Source organism: Gordonia sp. CPCC 205333, assembly GCF_048537885.1.
GTDB lineage: Bacteria > Actinomycetota > Actinomycetes > Mycobacteriales > Mycobacteriaceae > Gordonia.
This window is the reverse complement of sequence record NZ_JBCLVI010000004.1, coordinates 76420-94854: the sequence shown is the minus strand read 5'-3', so window position 1 is coordinate 94854 and position 18435 is coordinate 76420. Positions and strand designations below refer to the sequence as shown.

General features: G+C 63.6%; 18 protein-coding genes. 10 read left to right on the top strand and 8 right to left on the bottom strand.

Features of this window, described 5'->3' with window-relative positions; all coding sequences use genetic code 11:
• Nucleotides 1–77 precede the first annotated feature (77 nt).
• The 3 genes from AAFP29_RS14950 to AAFP29_RS14940 form a co-directional block, all read right to left on the bottom strand.
• Nucleotides 78–749 (bottom strand): YdcF family protein, encoded by a 672-nt coding sequence (locus AAFP29_RS14950; RefSeq protein ID WP_419218191.1) that lies wholly within the window; start codon nucleotides 747–749, stop codon nucleotides 78–80.
• Nucleotides 750–926: 177 nt separating this feature from the next.
• Nucleotides 927–1643 carry a TIGR03089 family protein gene (locus tag AAFP29_RS14945; RefSeq protein WP_419218190.1) on the bottom strand — a complete coding sequence of 239 codons (717 nt, stop codon included), beginning with the start codon at nucleotides 1641–1643 and terminating at the stop codon, nucleotides 927–929.
• A complete protein-coding gene (locus AAFP29_RS14940; RefSeq protein WP_419218189.1) occupies nucleotides 1643–3625 on the bottom strand; it encodes an LCP family protein in 1983 nt (660 codons plus the stop codon). The genes AAFP29_RS14945 and AAFP29_RS14940 overlap by 1 nt, the downstream gene beginning before the upstream one ends.
• Nucleotides 3626–3806: 181 nt before the next feature.
• Here AAFP29_RS14940 and rfbD point away from each other — a divergent pair, with 181 nt between their 5' ends.
• Genes rfbD through AAFP29_RS14925 form a run of 3 tightly spaced genes read left to right on the top strand, consistent with a single transcriptional unit; the run spans nucleotide 3807 to nucleotide 6778 of the window.
• Nucleotides 3807–4709, top strand: a complete 903-nt coding sequence (gene rfbD, locus AAFP29_RS14935; protein ID WP_419218188.1) for a dTDP-4-dehydrorhamnose reductase — start codon at nucleotides 3807–3809, stop codon at nucleotides 4707–4709.
• A gap of 58 nt (nucleotides 4710–4767) precedes the next feature.
• Entirely contained in the window at nucleotides 4768–5691 is a 924-nt protein-coding gene (locus AAFP29_RS14930) for a glycosyltransferase family 2 protein (RefSeq protein WP_419218187.1), read from the top strand.
• Nucleotides 5681–6778, top strand: a complete 1098-nt coding sequence (locus tag AAFP29_RS14925; RefSeq protein WP_419218186.1) for a sugar phosphate nucleotidyltransferase — start codon at nucleotides 5681–5683, stop codon at nucleotides 6776–6778. The genes AAFP29_RS14930 and AAFP29_RS14925 overlap by 11 nt, the downstream gene beginning before the upstream one ends.
• Before the next feature lie 87 nt (nucleotides 6779–6865).
• On the opposite strand, the gene AAFP29_RS14920 is transcribed toward AAFP29_RS14925, so the two are convergent.
• A complete protein-coding gene (locus tag AAFP29_RS14920; RefSeq protein WP_419218185.1) occupies nucleotides 6866–7522 on the bottom strand; it encodes an O-methyltransferase in 657 nt (218 codons plus the stop codon).
• A gap of 182 nt (nucleotides 7523–7704) precedes the next feature.
• On the opposite strand from AAFP29_RS14920, the gene sigE reads away from it, so the two are divergent.
• From sigE to tatB, 4 genes are all read left to right on the top strand, one after another.
• A complete protein-coding gene (gene sigE, locus AAFP29_RS14915) occupies nucleotides 7705–8367 on the top strand; it encodes an RNA polymerase sigma factor SigE (protein WP_419218184.1) in 663 nt (220 codons plus the stop codon).
• A gap of 198 nt (nucleotides 8368–8565) precedes the next feature.
• On the top strand, nucleotides 8566–9021 hold the full coding sequence (locus AAFP29_RS14910; RefSeq protein ID WP_419218183.1) for a hypothetical protein: 456 nt from the start codon (nucleotides 8566–8568) through the stop codon (nucleotides 9019–9021).
• Nucleotides 9022–9032: 11 nt separating this feature from the next.
• Complete coding sequence (locus AAFP29_RS14905) at nucleotides 9033–10442, top strand: S1C family serine protease (RefSeq protein WP_419218182.1); 1410 nt, start codon at nucleotides 9033–9035, stop codon at nucleotides 10440–10442.
• A gap of 9 nt (nucleotides 10443–10451) precedes the next feature.
• Nucleotides 10452–10907: a Sec-independent protein translocase protein TatB gene (tatB, locus tag AAFP29_RS14900; RefSeq protein ID WP_419218181.1), complete on the top strand. Its 456-nt coding sequence runs from the start codon at nucleotides 10452–10454 to the stop codon at nucleotides 10905–10907.
• 80 nt (nucleotides 10908–10987) lie between these two features.
• Here tatB and AAFP29_RS14895 read toward each other — a convergent pair whose 3' ends face one another.
• From AAFP29_RS14895 to AAFP29_RS14880, 4 genes are all read right to left on the bottom strand, one after another.
• Nucleotides 10988–12130: an Mrp/NBP35 family ATP-binding protein gene (locus AAFP29_RS14895; protein WP_419218180.1), complete on the bottom strand. Its 1143-nt coding sequence runs from the start codon at nucleotides 12128–12130 to the stop codon at nucleotides 10988–10990.
• A 28-nt stretch (nucleotides 12131–12158) separates the two neighbouring features.
• Nucleotides 12159–13238, bottom strand: coding sequence for a lytic transglycosylase domain-containing protein (locus AAFP29_RS14890; RefSeq protein WP_419218179.1), 1080 nt, complete (start codon nucleotides 13236–13238; stop codon nucleotides 12159–12161).
• 137 nt (nucleotides 13239–13375) lie between these two features.
• The gene (locus AAFP29_RS14885) at nucleotides 13376–13891 is read right to left on the bottom strand and encodes a DUF1003 domain-containing protein (protein ID WP_419218178.1); all 516 of its coding nucleotides are present in this window, start codon (nucleotides 13889–13891) and stop codon (nucleotides 13376–13378) included.
• Entirely contained in the window at nucleotides 13881–15191 is a 1311-nt protein-coding gene (locus AAFP29_RS14880; protein ID WP_419218177.1) for a magnesium transporter MgtE N-terminal domain-containing protein, read from the bottom strand. The genes AAFP29_RS14885 and AAFP29_RS14880 overlap by 11 nt, the downstream gene beginning before the upstream one ends.
• 117 nt (nucleotides 15192–15308) lie before the next feature.
• Here AAFP29_RS14880 and AAFP29_RS14875 point away from each other — a divergent pair, with 117 nt between their 5' ends.
• The 3 genes from AAFP29_RS14875 to AAFP29_RS14865 all read left to right on the top strand — a co-directional run bounded on the left by AAFP29_RS14875 (nucleotide 15309) and on the right by AAFP29_RS14865 (nucleotide 18431).
• Nucleotides 15309–15794: a general stress protein gene (locus AAFP29_RS14875; protein WP_419218176.1), complete on the top strand. Its 486-nt coding sequence runs from the start codon at nucleotides 15309–15311 to the stop codon at nucleotides 15792–15794.
• Between the two features lie 130 nt (nucleotides 15795–15924).
• On the top strand, nucleotides 15925–17379 hold the full coding sequence (locus AAFP29_RS14870; protein ID WP_419218175.1) for an extracellular solute-binding protein: 1455 nt from the start codon (nucleotides 15925–15927) through the stop codon (nucleotides 17377–17379).
• Nucleotides 17376–18431: a carbohydrate ABC transporter permease gene (locus AAFP29_RS14865; RefSeq protein ID WP_419218174.1), complete on the top strand. Its 1056-nt coding sequence runs from the start codon at nucleotides 17376–17378 to the stop codon at nucleotides 18429–18431. Before AAFP29_RS14870 ends, AAFP29_RS14865 begins: the two co-directional genes overlap by 4 nt.
• Nucleotides 18432–18435 lie beyond the last annotated feature (4 nt).

Here is an 18435-nt window from a genome sequence, read left to right as displayed (position 1 = left end):
AGCGGCTTCATCTTTCCGGCCGACTCACGACACAGGCCCCGACATCGAAAAGATGTCGGGGCCTGTGTCGTGGAGTGCTAGCTGGATCCGGAACTGGAACCGTCGCTCGACGGCGCTCCGTTGGTATAACCGGAGATCACTCCGGCGACGGGGATCGAGCCGCGAACAGACTGGCGGAAGTTGATCATCGCGCGTTTGACGTGGGTCGGACTGCTCACGACGACGGCGCCGGTCGCGCGGCCCGCGGCCAGCATGCGCGCGGTGTAGCGGGCGTTCTCGACGGTCGAGCGGGATCGATTCTCGGTCGCGATCCGCCACGGCCAGACGCCGTTGGCGATAAGCCACGTGCGCATGGCCTGAGCTTCGGTGCGACCGCCCCGGGGGAGTCCGCCGGTGGTGATGATGCCCGCGGTCGGGTACGACCTCGCCAGCGACAAGGCTGCCTTGAGTCGGGTAATCAGTACCGGCTTCATCGAGCCATCACGATTGAGTGCGGCGCCGAGCACGACGATTCGGGTGCCGACGGGGTTGAGCTTGAGCATCATCGGGATTTCCGGGGTGAGTCGCTCGAGGTTTGTGCAGAACTTGATCAGATCGTCGTTGGCCGTTTGGCATCCGCCGACAGTAGACAGAATTCCGTTGACGACGGTCGTTGGCGACGCGTGTGCGACTGGCGCCGCACCCAATGCAGTAGTCACTGCGACGGCGCTGGCAGCAAGAAACCCAGCAACTTTCACTTTGATGCCCATGCGTCACAAAATAGGGGTGCTAACTACGCTGTGTAAAGCTGACTAGACGGTATCGAGATGGATTTGTGTCCGACATGCCGGGCGACACGCCGACGACACGCCGTGACACGCCGGGCAAAATTCACAGGATCGGATTTTCCAATGTCAGCCGAAAAATCCCACACGCCGGTCGGCTCTCTATCGCCGGACCGACGCGCGTTCCGCGGTTGCCTTGGCTTCGACTTTGGCCGGATCGGCATCCGCGACAGCCACCAGCGACGCGCCGACCGCCAGCGGTGCCAGCAGTTGTTCGATGACGCCATTCGCGTCATGCCAGGGTCGGGTGGTCAACACCCGCGTACCCGCCGAGATGTCGTTGTCGGCTGCGTGTGCGGCGGCAGTGTCGAGTACTTGGGCCACAGACCTGCCGTCGAGGGCCGGTCCGGCCGGGATCCCGACGGGGGAGTACTGGTCGCCATGTACCCGAACCGCACTACCGAAATCGGCCACACCGATCGGGAGATCTTTGACAGCGAGCGCGAACGGATCGAGTGACGCGACGACCACTTCGTCTGCGTCATAGCGGTCAACGTCGTCGACTGTGACGAAGGCGACTGATAGGTGTGCGACGTCGTCGGCGCCGGCTCCGGTATGTACGTGCGCGCCGGCCCACCACGCGCCCAGTAGGATCGCCGCGGTCTGCCAGTGTTCGGGCAGGTGGATCAGGACATCGTCACCCGGAGCGATTCCGGCCTCGTCACGCAGGTAGTTAGCGGTTTTGGCCGCCCAGTTACCCAACGTCGCCGCCGACAGTTCGGTCCGTTCTCCGGTGCCGTCGTGATAGAAGGTCAGCATCGGCTGGGAGTAGTCGGTCACGGCGGCCAGGAGCGCGGCCGTAATCGTGTTGTGCGCCATCAGTTGACACACATCGGACCGTTGGTGCCCGCTGAAATCGGTGCGGCCGCTTTGGGTTTGGCGTCGGCTGCGGCTTTACTCGCATCCGACGTCGGGCCGGTGTCGGCGATCGAGCCCGGGCCTTCGAAGGTATTGGTCAACACGACCCGCATTGTATTCTCCGGCAGCGACGAATCCTCCCGCACGGCGATGTTGCCCAGGTCGGCAGCCAACGCCTGTGACGCCTTGCCCTTACTATGCGTGTACACCACGCTATCGCGGTCATTCGCGCTCGACGTCGATGTCTTGCCGGTCTGGAAACCCTTGCTGGACAAGATGTTTCCAACGTTTCCGGCCAAGCCATCGATAGTGCCGGCGTTCACCACGTCGACGGTGTAGTCGCCGCGGTCGAAATCTTTCGACTTCGACGACGACGAGCCGCTACTCAACAACTTCTCGGTGAACTTCTTCACCTCGGCAGGGTCGACCTTGACCACGCTCTGAGTGCCGTCATCACTCCACCCCTGCTCGGTGACGACCGGCACGGTGGAGAATTTGACGTTGCCGCCGGACAAGTCTTTGAGTTGTTCGGCGAATTTGAGGATGTCCCAGTTGTCGTCGATGACCACCGACCGCGAGACCGCGTTCTGAAGTTTGGACAGTTGGCCCGAGTCGGTCAAAGTTTGCGTGGACAGGATCTTCTGCGCCAGCGACGCCATGAACACCTGCTGGCGGGTTATACGGTCGAGGTCGCCGCGCGGCAGGTCATGGCGTTGCCGCACGAAGCTCAATGCCTTACCGCCGGTGAGAGTTTGGCGACCGGCTTTGAACCGGGCGCCTGACAATGGTTCGCGCACAGGCGCTTTCAAACAGACGTCGACGCCACCGACCGCGTCGGTGAGCAGCGCAAAGCCGAGTAGACCGACTTCCGCGTAGTGATCGACCTGAACGCCGGTCAGGTCGGCGACGGTCTGCACGAGTGCCTTCCGGCCCGCCTGGGTGCCGTCGGTCTCGGCTTGTTTGGCGTCTTTGCCGGCCTCGACTTCGGTGCGCCGTACGTGCTCTCGGGTCGCCCCGTAGGCAGCGTTGATCTTGCTCTTGCCCAGACCGGGGACATTGACGTACGCGTCGCGCGGGATGGAGACCGCGGTAGCCGACGATCCGTTGTTGGGAATCCGGATGAGGATGATGGTGTCGGTACTGGTGGAAACATCGTCGCCGGTGCGCAGCCAACGAAGTTCTTTCGCCGACAACGGGTTTCCCTTGGCATCGGTTCGCGAGTCGGTGCCTACCAGCAGGATGTCGACGGCGCCGTCGTCGCCGGTCCCGAGATCCAGGCCAGCGAGCTGGGTGATTCCGCCTTCGAGGCCGCGAACGCTATTCCACGCGTAGCCACAGACCAGCAGGACGACGGCGGACAGCAGTGCGACCGCGAATCGTCCGGCCAGCCGACCGCGCGGCGGTATCGCCGCGAGGAGAGTCGAGGATGGCCCCCCGTCGGGCGGCGGTGGACCGGCAGGAGCCGAATTCGGACGCTTGGGACGCGATTTATCCAGCGCCGCTGGATCTTTCGCGCGGGCTTTCGCACCAGCCGAATTAGATCGGCCCGGGCGAGAGTCGCGTGGCCCTTCGGTGCGTGGGGATTTCGGCTTGGCCGCACCAGTTTTCGGAGCATCGGGCCGAGCCTGCGCGGGCCGCTTGGCGCGGGCTTTGGGGCGGCGCGGATCGTTCTGCTCGCGAGTGTGGATTTCACCCGACGAACGCCGCACTTCACCGTCATTGGGGATGCGTTGCGGACGCTGCCGGTCGCCGTCGGGACGGGGACGTCGAGGTTTGCGCTCCGCATCGATCGGGCGTCGTGCCTGTCCGTCGCGAGTCTGCTGCCCACGGTTGGGACGTGGCGCACCGCCGCGGTCTTCAGCACCGCGCCGAACCGCGCGCTCCTCCGGCGTAGGGGGCTTCGCGCGTCGCTGATCGGGTGTGCGGGGGGAACGAGAATCCACCGGCCGGGTTGCTCCCTCCGATTTCGGGCAGCGGAACGACGCTGCGTCTGATGATGTTGCTGTTGCAAAAGTTTCTGGTGTTACTGCAAGGCTACTTGTGCCGTGCTGAAAGTCGTGGAGCGCAACGCCGAAGCCGCGCCCAAGAAATGTCCGCGAATCGCTTCGGTGCAGGATGGTCGGTATGAATGCTGGTGTGGTTTTCCTCACGGGAGCGGGCGGCCAACTGGGGCGAGCACTGCTGGCGACCGTCCCCGGCGACACCCGGGTGGTCCCGCTGACGTCGCGGGACCTCGACATCGCCGACGACGCCGGAGTAGCTCGTCTATTCGGTGATCTGACGGACCGGGACATCGTGCTCAACTGCGCTGCGTACACGAATGTTGACGGTGCCGAATCCGAGCGGGAAGCTGCCTGGGCAGCGAATGTGCACGGTCCGGCCAGTCTCGCAGCCGCCTGCGCGGCGTCGGGTGCGTGGCTCATCCACATCTCAACCGACTACGTTTTCGACGGCCCGGCCGCCGGTGGCGGCACCGTGTCGTCCCGGACGCGCGCCTACGAACCCGACGAGGCCGTCGCGGCAAGCCCGCCGACGATCTACGGCGAGACCAAACTTGCCGGCGAACGGGCCGCGCACAATGCGAATCCAGAGGTCACCGTCGTGCGGACGGCCTGGGTGTATACCGGTGGTGAACACAGTGCTGATTTCGTCGGCACCATGCGGCGGCTCGCCGCTGAGCGGGACACCCTTTCGGTCGTCGACGATCAGATCGGCTCGCCGACATACGCGGTAGATCTGGCCCGTGGCCTTTGGGAACTGGTCGGAGCTCCGCGCGCCGCCGTTGCCGGCAAGGTGTTGCATGCGACGAATGCGGGCCGGGCAACCTGGTGGGAATTGACTCAGGAGATCTTCACCGAGCTGGGCCTGGATCCCCAGCGCGTACAGCGGTGTACCACCGATGAATTCCCGCGCCCCGCGCCGCGTCCGGCCTTCTCCGTCCTATCGGGTGCGTCGTGGGCGCAGGTGGGACTGACACCATTTCGCGACTGGCGTCGGGCGCTGACCGACGCGCTGTCGCTGGACTGATCGAGTCGAGTCGCGCTGGGATTTTCGACGTTGCGGCAGAGTTGGTTACCCTGACTCGGTGACTGATCAGCTGGCCGTGGTGACGGTGACGTATTCCTCGGGTGACTACCTGACGACCTTCCTGGACACCCTCAAGTCGGCGACCAGCGAAAACCACCGCGTGATCATCGCCGACAACGGCTCAGATGACGGCGCGCCCGAACAGGCCGAGCGTGACCACGACAATGTGACACTCGTCCGCACCGGCGGCAATATCGGATATGGCGGCGCGATGAATCGCGGTGTCGCCGAAATCGATCCGGCGGTCGAGTTCATCGTCATCGCCAACCCCGACGTCGCCTGGGAGCCCGGCTCACTCGACGAACTTCTCGAAGCCGCCCGCCGCTGGCCGCGGGCCGGGTCGCTCGGGCCGTTGATCCGCGAACCGGACGGCACCGTCTACCCGTCCGCACGTCGCGTACCCGATCTGGTGTCGGGCACCGGCCACGCTCTACTGGGCGCGGTCTGGAAGTCGAATCCCTGGACTACCGCGTACCGCGAAGAGGACGCCGCGCCAACCGAACGTCCGGTGGGTTGGTTGTCGGGGTCGTGCTTGTTGTTGCGCCGCAATGCCTTTGATTCGATCGATGGCTTCGACTCGCGATACTTCATGTACATGGAGGACGTCGATCTAGGTGATCGGCTCGGCAAAGCGGGCTGGCTCAACATCTTTGTCCCGACCTCGCATATCGTGCATACCAAAGGCCATGCGGCCGGACGACATCCGGAGAAGATGCTCCCCGCGCACCATCAAAGCGCCTACCGTTTCCAGGCGGACCGTAATCCGGGACCGGTGCGGGCACCGCTCCGACTCGCGTTACGGATAGGGCTGGCCGTGCGATCGAAGATCGCCGTGGCCGCTGCGCGTCGAGCGTTGGATAGAGCTGACGCGGCAGCCGCGGTGGATTCTCGTGATCAGGAAGGAACATCGAATGTCGACTGAGCGCAACGCATCGGACCGGCCGGAGGTCCAGGCAGTCGTCCTGGTGGGGGGAAAGGGCACCCGCTTGCGGCCGTTGACCCTTTCGGCGCCCAAGCCGATGCTGCCGACCGCGGGTATCCCGTTTCTCACTCATCTGTTGTCGCGAATCCAGGCGGCGGGTATCGATGACGTGGTGCTGGGCACTTCATTCAAAGCTGAAGTGTTCTCCGATTATTACGGCGATGGCTCCAAGCTGGGGATGAAGCTACGGTATGTCACCGAATCCGAGCCGCTTGGCACCGGCGGCGGTATCCGAAACGTATTGCCGGAATTGACCGCCGAGACGATCCTCGTCTTCAACGGCGACGTACTCGGCGGCACCAATGTGCGCGATGTTCTCGATACTCATGAGTCCTCGGGTGCCGATGTGACGATGCACCTGGTTCGCGTCGGTGATCCCCGCGCGTTCGGCTGCGTGCCGACCGACGATACCGGCCGCGTGACCGCGTTCCTGGAGAAGACCCAGGACCCGCCGACCGATCAAATCAACGCGGGCACCTATGTGTTCCGTCGCTCGGTCATCGAAGAGATACCCGCGGGACGGCCGGTGTCAGTGGAGCGTGAGGTGTTTCCCGGACTGTTGGCCGAGGGACGCCACGTGCAGGCACATGTCGACCATGCGTATTGGCGAGACATGGGAACCCCCGAAGATTTCGTTCGGGGATCAGCCGATCTGGTGCGCGGCATCGCTCCGTCGCCGGCCCTTGGTGACCGGCATAGTGAGTTCCTGGTCCACGAGGGCGCGGGCATCGCGCCCGGTGCGCTGCTCATCGGCGGCACGGTCGTCGGGCGAGGTGCGGAGATCGGGCCTGGTGCGCGGCTCGACGGCGCAGTCGTCTTCGATGGCGCGGTGATCGAAGCGGGAGCCGTCGTCGAGCGCAGCATCATCGGTTACGGTGCGCGTCTTGGACCGCGAGCACTGGTACGTGACACGGTGATCGGCGATGGCGCCGACATCGGTGCGCGATGCGAATTGCTACGCGGGGCGCGAGTGTGGCCGGGTGTGCAAATACCCGACAACGGGGTGCGGTTCAGTACCGACGTGTGATTCCTGCTGCAATCTCCCCCGTGGCACGCGCAGGCGCCATATTGCCGTCTGCGTCGATCAGGGGGACAGTTCCAGCCGGGCAACGACCTAGCGGGCCTTAGCGGCGGCGAGGACCCCGGTACCCAGCGGCACGACCACTGGCAGGAATCGGTCGTCGTCTGCGATGATCAATGCCGCTTCGCGGGCAGCCACGGTTACGGCGTCGTTGGCGTCAGGATCTGCGACCGTGCCGTCCGCGGTGACGTTGTGCACTACGACGATGCCGCCGGGGCGCAGGATGCGGGCCGCTTCGGTGACGAACTGCGGATGATTGATCACTGGACCGTCGATGAAGACCAGGTCGTAGGACTCATCGGCGAGGCGGGGCAGCACGTCTCGCGGGGTGCCGTTGATCAGGCGGGTGCGGCCCGGGGCAATATCGGCGCCACGGAAGGATTCACGGGCAGCGCGGTGATATTCGATCTCGGGATCAATCGTGGTCAGAACACCGTTCTCGGACATCCCGTTGAGCAGCCACAGGCCGCTGACGCCCGCCCCGGTACCGACTTCGACAACAGCGCGTGCGTCGGCGGCCCGGGCGAGGAGCGATAGCAGGGCGCCGACTGATGGCGCGATGGCTGGCGCGCCCAGTTCGTCGGCACGTTCGCGGGCGGCGAGGAGGGCGTCATCTTCGACGATCGCCGATTCGGCGTAGGCGAGTATTGCGGCCTCGGGAGACGGCGCCTGCGCGCGGGAGTCAGTCACCCTCCAAACCTTAGGGGATATCTGCCGACAACATCCTCAGGCAACACTCAGGTCGCTCATACGGCTGCCACACAGCGATAGGAGAAGGTCTATACCAACGGACGGAATACCGCCGCGCGCGGTTGCGTTCTCCATAGTGCAGATGGCACAGGCCGTGCCGCGGGAAGGACTGGCCACACACGATGACTGATCCTGCAGTGTTCACCCCAGCAGTTCGCGATGAAGTCGATTCGACGAACGCGGTGGAGGACCTTCCGACTAGCGTCCCGGGTACCGCGGGTTTCGACGCCACCGGCGATTCGACGCTGATGCCGTCGTGGGATGAACTGGTCCGCGAGCATGCTGATCGTGTGTACCGATTGGCCTACCGCTTGTCGGGAAACCAGCACGACGCCGAGGATCTGACCCAAGAGACCTTCATCCGCGTGTTCCGCTCGTTGCAGAATTACAAGCCGGGCACATTTGAAGGCTGGTTGCACCGCATCACCACGAACCTCTTCCTCGATATGGTTCGACGCCGCAACAAGATTCGGATGGAGGCACTGCCCGAGGAGTATGACCGGGTACCGGCCAATACCCCCGATCCGCAGCAGATCTTCGCTGATGCCAACTTGGATCCCGAGTTGCAGCGGGCGCTCGATCAGCTTGCACCCGACTTCCGTGCGGCAGTGGTTCTGTGTGATATCGAAGGTCTGTCCTACGAGGAAATCGCCACCACGCTGGGTGTGAAACTCGGTACGGTGCGCAGCCGGATCCACCGCGGTCGCCAGACGATCCGCGACTATCTGATCGCCCAGGGGCTGACCGATTCCAGGTCAGTGCATCTCGGAGCGCAGCCCGCCTAGCAGGTCGGCACCGCGAACCGGTGAGGTTCGCGGTAGACACCCAAACCGGGTCGATACCCCAGCGGCGACGGCGGTGAACCTTGCCATGTGTAACACGGGAACCTCTCGTATACGTCGTTCGTTGGTAGCCTCGGATAGTCTTGGAAGGTGGTCGAGCGCACCGGGTGTTCGGCTTCCACGAACGAAAGGGGTCGCAAGGTGCACGACCGCGCTGCTGGCACTCCGTTCGCGGAAGATGCTAGTTTTCCGCAAAACGATGCGAATGAGATGCGTCGACGACGCCGTTCGCCTTGGAATCCCGCGACCTGGACCCCCATCACCACGTCCTTTGCTGCGAACCCCCGCTATCGCGCACCGGGTACACCCGGTGGTCGCGGATTCGCGGCGACCGAACACCTTGCGCCCGAAGCGGTAGCCGCCTACGTCGACGGCGAGCTCACCGTCAATGCTCATCTGCGCGCCGCGGGCCATCTGGAGCTCTGCATGGAATGCCGCGCCGCGGTCGACGCTCAGGCCGCCGCCCGTACTATGCTTCGTTCGTCGTCGGGTCCGCTGTCGGTGCCGCCGTCGCTACTCGGGCAGCTTGCCGCAATTCCGACTCAGGAGATCGACATGACTAACCGTGGTCCACTGCACCCAAGGCGGGGCCGATAGCGTTGACCGGGGTGAAGTCACCGACCGAGGCCAGTGTCTTCGGTCGACCAAACGGGGTTACCGGGTCATTCGATGAATCGAAATCGACGTCGTTAGATAAGCCCCAGCCAACGGTCGCAGCGCCCGATCCGGTGCTCGCCGAAGCTTTCGGCCGTCCCGCTGGCAGTAGCGAATCACTGCCGCGCGATCCCGACGCCCGATATGGCGAGAAGGAAATCCCGCAGACCGCACCCGATCCGTGGCGCGACCCGGAAAGCGCACCGTCGCTCGCCGCGCCTGCCTTCGCTAAAGGTCAAGGCGTGCGGCCCTCGGGGCCCGGCCCCAAGCTCGGCGTCAAAGAAGTCCTGCTCGGTCGGGGCATCGCCTGGCCCGCGCTTGTCACCCTGGTCGTCATTGCGCTATTTGTCGGCTTGATCGGCGGTCTGATGGGCCGCTGGACAGCCGAGGTCGTCGCGCCACTGAATTCCGACACCGTCGAACTCGCTAAAGGCGACAGCGGCGACCAGCGTCCCGCGGGTGCGGTCACCCGCGTCGCGAATGCGGTAGCCAAGTCAGTGGTGTCGATCGACGTTCGGGCTGGTTCCTCAGGCGGTACCGGTTCCGGATTCGTCATCGACAAAGCTGGCTATATCCTCACCAACAATCACGTGGTCGCGATGGCGGCAGACGATCCGAAGAACAGCCGGATCGAGGCGGTCTTCTTCGATCGGACTCGGGTGCCTGCGCGAATCGTTGGACGTGACCCCAGAAACGACGTGGCGGTCATCAAAGTCGACAACGTGAACAACCTTACGGTGTCCAAAATCGGTGACCCCAATAGTTTGCAGATCGGTCAGGAAGTAATCGCGTTCGGCTCGCCATTGGGACTCCAGCGCACAGTGACTACCGGGATCGTGAGTGCGCTGCACCGCCCGACGGTTGGGCCGCAAGAAGACGAGTCGGATGTGTCGTCGGTCATCGACGCGATTCAAACCGACGCCGCGATCAACCCGGGTAACTCCGGCGGTCCCCTCGTGGACGATTCCGGAGCTGTCGTCGGTATGAACTACCTGATCGCATCGCGTACCGGTGGGTCGGTCGGCCTTGGCTTCGCGATCCCCATCGATCAGGCAACGGCCGTCGCGCAGAAGCTGATTCGCGGTGAGAAGATCGCACATGCTCAGATCGGCGTGAGCACTCGGGATGTGCGCAATGTGCGGGTACTCGGCGCACAGGTGGTTAACGTCGTACAAGGCGGCCCAGCGGATCGAGCGGGACTGCGTGAAGGCGACGTGATAACTGGATTCGCCGGCGATGCCGTCCAGCTTGCCGATGAACTAACGGTGGCAGTCTTCAAATCCCAGATCGGCAAGTCCGTCCCGTTCACCTATTGGCGCGGTGGGCGTACCTTCAACGGCACCATCACGCCGGCGTCCGACTAGGCTCGCACTATGTTCCCTAATGTCGGCTGGGGCGAGATTTTGATCATTCTCGCCGCTGGGCTCATCATCTTGGGCCCGGAGCGGCTTCCCGGTGCGGTGTCGTGGACTTTCAAATCGCTTCGCCAGGTGCGCGATTACGCGACTGGGGCCACCAGTCAACTCAAGGAAGAACTCGGCCCCGAGTTTGAGGATCTTCGCAAACCGCTGTCCGACTTGAATCAATTGCGCGGAATGACTCCGACCGGCTTCGTAACGAAACATCTGCTCGACGGCGACTCGTCGTTGCTGTCGTCGAAGGCCTACTTCGGCGACGATGACGACGAGCCAACTACCTCTGGTCCTTCGCTGACCAAGTCTGCGCCAGCAGTGGATACGCCTGCGGTGGATATGTCCAAGTCGACGTCGCCTGCGCAGCCGGTCAAGCCGCAGACCCGGCACGACGTCAGCGAGTGGGACGCGACCTAACCGCGTCGTACCAAGCTGGTCTGCCCACACTGCGCTAAACCGCGTGGTACCAACGGATTACGGTGATACCGAGGTTCGCCTTACCGACGCGTAGTGTCGATTCCCAGGCTCATACCCGCCAGCCCGCGTTTGCGTACGGCGAGTTTGTCGGCGATGCCGAGTAGGGCCGAACCGGCCGGTGAGTCGGGTGCTGACAGCACCACCGGATTGCCCGCATCGCCGCCTTCGCGCAATGCGGTCTCCAGCGGAATCTGGCCCAGCAGTTCGACATTGGCGCCGACCGCGCGGGTGAGCCGTTCGGCGACCTGCTCGCCGCCGCCCGCACCGAATGGTTCCATCCGAGTGCCGTCGGGCAGATCGAGCCACGACATGTTCTCGATGACGCCGAGCACCTTCTGACGGGTCTGCAAAGCTATCGCGCCGGCCCGTTCGGCCACTTCGGCCGCGGCTTGTTGCGGGGTAGTGACAACTATGATCTCGGCACCTGGAATGAGCTGGGCAATCGAAATCGCGACGTCGCCGGTACCTGGCGGCAGGTCTAGTAACAGAATATCCAGGTCGCCCCAGTAGACGTCGGCGAGAAACTGTTGCAGTGCGCGATGCAGCATCGGCCCGCGCCAGGTGACCGGGGTGTTTCCGTCGGTGAATTGGCCGATCGAAATGAACTTCACGTCGTGGTTCATCGGCGGCAGGATCATCCGCTCGACCTGAGTCGGCTTGGCGTCGCTGCCTAGCATGCGGGGTACCGAATGGCCGTAGATATCGGCGTCGAGTACGCCAACCGACAGGCCTCGAGCTGCCAACGCGGTGGCCAAATTGACTGTGACACTTGACTTTCCGACGCCGCCCTTACCGGAGGCTACCGCGTACACGCGGGTCAGTGATCCGGGCTGGGCAAATGGGATAACCGGCTCGGACGCCTCACCGCGCAGTTGTTTGCGGAGCTCGGTGCGTTGTTCGTCGTTCATGACATCCAGCTCGACGTCGACCTTGCCGACGCCGGGGACATCGGAAACCGCAGTCTGTACCCGGCCGGAGATCTCAGTGCGCATCGGACAACCGGACGTGGTCAGATACACCACAACGTCGACGCTGGAATCGTCGTTGACGGTGACTGATTTGACCATACCCAGGTCAGTGATCGGTTTGCCGATCTCAGGGTCGTTGACCTTAGACAGAGCAGCGCGCACCGACGATTCGGTGGGGACAGCGACGGTAGTCATTGTCTTCTAGCCTACCGGCGTTGGGAAATCAGCGCGGCCGCGGTACTGCGGCGGGGGTGGTCTTAGGTGTCCGCGGCTTGGCCGGTCCGGTCTTGGGCGCAGACTTCGGTGCGGGCTGCTGCTTGGGCGCCGGAGCGGGCAGGGTCGGCAGGCACACGATGAAGCAGTTCTGCGGTGGACGCGTCGTCGGACTCGGTGTCGACGGCGTGGTACTCGCCGACGGTCCCGACGTCGACGGTGACGACTTGGTTGTCGTCGACTTGTCGGCGGCCCGGCGCGGATCCTTCGGCGGGTTGGTCGGCATCACGCCGGTGGCGTATGCGGCGGCCCAGCCAAGCACGTTGGATACGTATTCCATCGAGTGGTTGTATCGGAGTACCGCAGAGACTTCGTTCTGACCGGCCATGATGTCGTTGACCCCGGCGCATAGGTAGCGACCGGCCGAGTATGTGGCATCGAAGATGTTGTTGGGATCTGACTTGCCGTCGCCGTTGGCGTCTGAGCCCCACTTGTTCCACGTACCGGGGATGAACTGCATCGGACCCATGGCGCGCACGCCCTCGCCCCGATGGTCGAGGATCACTTCGTTGCCGGCCAGGGTGCCGTCCAGCGAGGGCCCGTTGATCGCGGTCAGGGTTGTGCCGAAGGCATCGACGTTGCCATTACTCGCGTGATTCGACTCGATGCGGCCGATGCCGGCCAGTAGATACCAGGGGAGTTTGCAGGTTGCCTGCTCGTCGCCGAGTCGACCGGCGGCCAGTTTGTAGGCCTGCAGTACCACGCCGGGGATTCCCAACGGACCCGACGGCAAGTCGGCGGCCAACCGGAACTGCGGTGCGATCAGCGAGGCGGGCAATGGTGCGGGCGGCGCGAAATTGCCCATGGCCTGGGTATTCGATGCCGCCGGGACTACATCGACGACCGAAACGGTAGCAACGGTCTCGCCGACGAGTACGGGTGCGGCGTCGTCGGAATGAGCGCTCGACGTTGCCGCACCGAGCATGAGCGCGGCGGCCAAAGCGCCGCCGACGCCCGTCGTCAAGACGCGATGCGACGACGATGGGCGTTTCGGTCCTTGGGCACGCTGCCAGAAGCGCAGGGTGGTCATCGTCGACTCCCGCGCGTCTGATGGCTGGTCGGTGACACCGCCATCCCCCTATCAGTCAAGATGCACGAATGTGTCCCACCATACATTCGGCAATTGGGTGCAGTATCGCGAACCCGTCAATCCGTGGATTTAGACGGCTAGTCTGACTCGGTTGATTCGGGGTCTGCGGTCCGTTCGGATAATCGGGCCACGAGGTCGTCGAGCAGGTCGTCGAGTTCTTTGCGCAGGTAGTCGCGAGTTACCGTATCGCCGACGGCGAGGCGTACCGCGGCGAGTTCGCGTGCGAGGAATTCGGTGTCGGCCTTCGTCTGGGCCGCGCGGGAGCGATCCTCGTCGAGCGCGATCTTGTCTCGATTCTCCTGTCGGTTCTGTGCCAGCAGGATCAGTGGCGCGGCGTAGGCGGCCTGGGTGGAGAACGCGAGATTCAGCAGGATGAACGGGTAGGGGTCCCACCGCCACGTGACTGCGACCAGGTTCAAGAAGACCCAGATGATGACGAATATGGTCTGATAGGCCAGGTATTGGCCGGTACCGAGAAAACGTGCGATGCGCTCGGCGTATACGCCGATGATGTCGGCGTCGATGTTGAGGAACGGGCCCCGACGCCCCGATTTCGGGGTGTCGAGACGGCGGCCCGATGACTCAGTGCTCATGGTCGGCCGTTCTCGGCGAAGGGCTGACTTCATCATCCGGTTCGGTCTCGCGCCAGTCGCGCGGCAACATTTCGTCGAGCAGGTCGTCGACGCTGACCGCGCCGAGCAGATGACCGTCGTCGTCGACGACGGGGCCGCAGACCAGGTTGTAGGTCGCGAAATAGCGGGTCACGGTTTCCATGGAGTCCTCGGGCTTGAGTGATGCCAGGTCGGTGTCGAGGATGCCGCCGACGATATTCGCCGGCGGCTCCCGTAACAGCGCCTGTAGGTGCACGCAGCCCAGGTACTTTCCGGTCGGCGTCTGGGTTGGCGGTCGGACCACGAAGATGAGACTTGCCGCAGCCGGGGTCACATCGGGGTTGCGGGCCCGGGCAAGTGCCTCGGCAACCGTCGTCGCGGCGGTAACGATCAGTGGCTCGGGGGTCATCAGACCACCGGCGGTATCGGGGGAGTGGACCAGCAGGCGGCGGACCGGCTCGGATTCCTGCGGATCCATTCGGGTCAGCAGAGCCTCCGCCTCGGTCAGTGTCATCTCACCGAGAAGGTCGGCGGCGTCGTCGGGGTCCATCGCCTCGAGTACGTCGACCGCGCGGCCGCGATCCATCCGCGCGATCATCGCGGTCTGATCGTCGGGTGGCAATTCGGCCAGCACGTCGGCGAGCCGCTCGTCGTCGAGTGCGGCGGCGATCTCGTTGCGCCGCTTGTCCGGCAGTTCACGCAGGGCATTGGCGACGTCAGCCGGGCGCATGCCTTCGAATTGCATCAACACCTGAGCCACACCCTGACCGGGAAGATTCAACGATGTGTGGGTGATGCCCTGCACATGCGACCATTCGACGATATGCGTCTCGCCGCGGCGGCCCAGCCGCAAACGTCCGCCGCGCACGGCGACCTTGGTGACCAGCCAATCGCGGGTGCGCGTCTGTTCAATGCCCAGATCGACGACAGTGAGGTCGGCGCCGTGTAGGCCCGCAAGATCGGGATCGTCGGTGCGGACGCGAGTGTCCAGAATCTGACCGACGGCGAGCGCTTCGCCGGGGCGGATGTTGAGCCGGCGCATGCTGATTGTTCCGGTAGTGAGGGTCACCGACTGGGGGTCGATGTTGGTCACCCGCAGCATCGGCACGAAAATGCGTCTGCGAGTGGTCAATTCGACGGCGAGTCCCAGGACCCGCGGCGGTTGACCGGTGAGGCGGATCGACACGACCGCGTCACGGACGCGACCGATAGATTCGCCGTCCGGGCCAAGTACTGCGAGGCCGACTAGTCTGGCCACGAAGAGCTTGTTGACCGATGCCATGCGGTTAGCGTAATGCCCGCTCGGACTGAGATTCGGTTTGACCGTGGTAGCGGCGAGTTTTCGTTGAGGCCCACAGCCTTGCGGCGACCGCGGCTCTGACATAGAGGAAGGTAAGTCATGACCAATCCGATGCGGCCGGGTAGAGAGACACCGGGACTGCCGACACCGCCGCAGGGCTGGCCGATCGGTTCCTATCGGACCTATGCCGAGGCCCAACGTGCCGTCGACTATCTCTCCGACGAGAACTTCCCGGTTCGGGAGGTCACCATCGTGGGCGTCGATCTGATGCAGGTCGAGCGTGTCATCGGCCGGTTGACGTGGGGCAAAGTGATTGGCGGAGGAGTGGTTTCGGGCGCTTGGCTTGGCCTGTTCTTCGGCCTCTTGATGAGTTTCGTTGTGCAACAACAATTCCTGGCGATCGGGCTCGGTGTTATCGGTGGCGTGGTGTTCGGTGTCATCTCCACGTCGATTCCGTATGCGGCCACCAAGGGCACCCGCGACTTCTCGTCGACGATGCAGTTGGTCGCCGGCCGTTACGACGTACTCTGCGAGCCCCGCAATGCCGAGCGCGCGCGAGACATGCTCGCGAAGCTGAATATCTGACGCTCGGGGTCCGCAGCTGCGCGCTGGAGCAAAATCCGACGCCCGTACCGAATGTGTTGCATGTCACGAACGGCTACCGCTACTGTTAGCCGTCATTTGTACTCGTGACTTCTACGCGTGAGGAGGCGTCGTGCAACGCAGGTTGCGGACCAAATTGGTCATCGCGGCGGCAGCATTCGGAATAGCAATCCCTGGGGTTGCGGCATGCGGGTCCGGGTATCAAGCCGGAGTTATCAATGTCTACCCGCCTGCGGATGGTGCATCCGAGATCGCGAAGATCGCCGAAAAATGTTCTGCCGGTTCGGGTGGCGCCTATCGCATCGTGAGCACGCCGCTGCCCAAGTCGGCTGACGACCAGCGCCTCCAGCTGGCCCGACGTCTCGCTGGCAACGATCACGGACTGGATCTAATGGGGATGGACGTGGTGTGGACCGCGGAATTCGCCGACGCCGGTTGGATCAAACCGGTGCCCGATGCTCTCGCGAAAACCATTTCCGCACAAACGCTTTCAGGTCCGCTGGAAACCGCGCGCTGGAAGACGGCCAGTGACACCGAGAAGCGGCTGTATGCCATCCCAACCTGGACCAACACCCAATTCGTCTGGTATCGACCGGATGTGATGCGCCAGTACTTGCAGCGAGCCACGCCGCCGAAGACCTGGGACCAACTGCTTTCTGACAACAAGACCATCACCGACGCCGGCGGCCCGAGCTACATCATGGTGCAGGGCAAGCAATATGAAGGCCTGATGGTGTGGTTCACCTCGGTGCTCGCCAGTGCGGGTGGGCAAATCCTCGACCCTAATGATCCGAACAAAGTCACCCTCGCCGATACTCCCGAGCATCGCGCGGCCACCGTCAAGGCGCTGAGCATTCTCAAGGCAGTCGCAACCGCTAAGGGACATGACCCGTCGCTGACCAACTCCGACGAGGGTTCGGCCCGCCTCGGAATGGAGACCGGCAAGGCCTCATTCGAGATCAACTGGCCGTTCGTGTGGGCGTCGATGCGATCCAACGCGGCAGCAGGCGACGTGCCGTTCTTCACCGATTCGTCGGGCAAGATCATTCCGGCCTTGGCGCCGTACACGTCGATGCTGACCGACGAAGAGAATCCGCCGACTGACGCCGAACTCGCACCGGCGAATAGGGCGGTTCGGACCAAGTTCAGCTGGGGTCTTTATCCCGGCGTCAGCGCCGATCACAAGATGCGGCCTCCGCTCGGCGGTATCAATCTCGCCGTCGCGAGTACATCGCGCCAACCTGAGTTGGCGTTCCAAGCTGCGCAGTGCCTGACCAACGCGCAGGCGCAGAAGCAGTACGCCGTTTCCGGTGGCACACCACCGACCATTGCGTCTATTTACGATGAGCCCGACTTCAAGGCGAGTTACCCGATGGGTGACGACATTCGACGGCAGTTGGAGATCACTGGTGCTCCTGCTCGCCCGGCATCGCCGGTCTACCAATCGATTTCGACCCTGATCACGGCAAAACTGAGCCCGGTGGGACAGTGGGATCCCGAGGCGCTGGTCGACCCGCTGGTGGAGCAGGTACGTAAGGCAATCAATGGGGAAGGTTTGGTGCCATGACCTACCGCGATGGGTCCATTGGCGACGGCCGTCGGGATGAACCGGCCCGCGCCGGTCGGCACGCGTTGCCCGATCCGGCACCGTCAGACGCAGCGCAAGAACCGAATGTCCGGCGATCAGCGTCGGTCGGCCCGACGGCGGTCGCCGCTGTACCGCGTCGGCCGGCGAAGGCATCGGGTGGACGTTCCGGCGAACGGCGCCTTGCCTTTTGGATGGTCGCACCGGCCGCGCTGCTGATGGCGGTGGTGACTGGCTACCCGATCATTTACGCGTTCTGGCTGTCGCTGAACAAGGCGAGCCTGTCGGCACCGGGGGAGAGTTCCTTCGTATGGTTCGACAATTACGCGACCGTTCTTTCCGACTCGTATTGGTGGACGGCTTTCGGCGTGACCCTGCTGATCACCGTTGTCTCCGTTGCCATTGAGTTGGTCCTGGGTATGGCGATCGCTTTGGTCATGCACCGCACCATCTTCGGTAAGGGAACCATCCGGACGCTGGTGTTGATCCCATACGGCATCGTCACGGTGGCCGCGGCGTTCTCGTGGTACTACGCGTGGACGCCTGGGACCGGCTATCTGGCCAATCTGCTACCCGACGGTTCGGCGCCGCTAACTCAACAGTGGCAGTCGCTCGCGGTGATCGTGCTCGCCGAGGTGTGGAAGACCACGCCGTTCATGGCGCTGCTCTTGCTCGCGGGGTTGGCGTTGGTCCCCAATGATTTGCTCAAGGCGGCTGAAGTCGACGGTGCCGGAGCATGGACTCGCTTGTGGCGCATCATCATTCCGCTGATGAAGCCGGCCATCCTGGTGGCATTGCTGTTCCGCACACTCGACGCGTTCCGGATCTTCGACAATATCTACGTGTTGACTGCTGGTGCGAATAAGACCGGATCGGTCTCAATCTTGGGTTACGACAACCTATTCAAGGCATTCAACCTTGGCATCGGTTCGGCGATAAGCGTGGTGATCTTCATCTGTGTGGCGATCATCGCGGCGCTATTCGTCATTGGATTCGGTACAGCTGCACCAGGTTCCGACGCGGAGGGGAAGTGAGCGA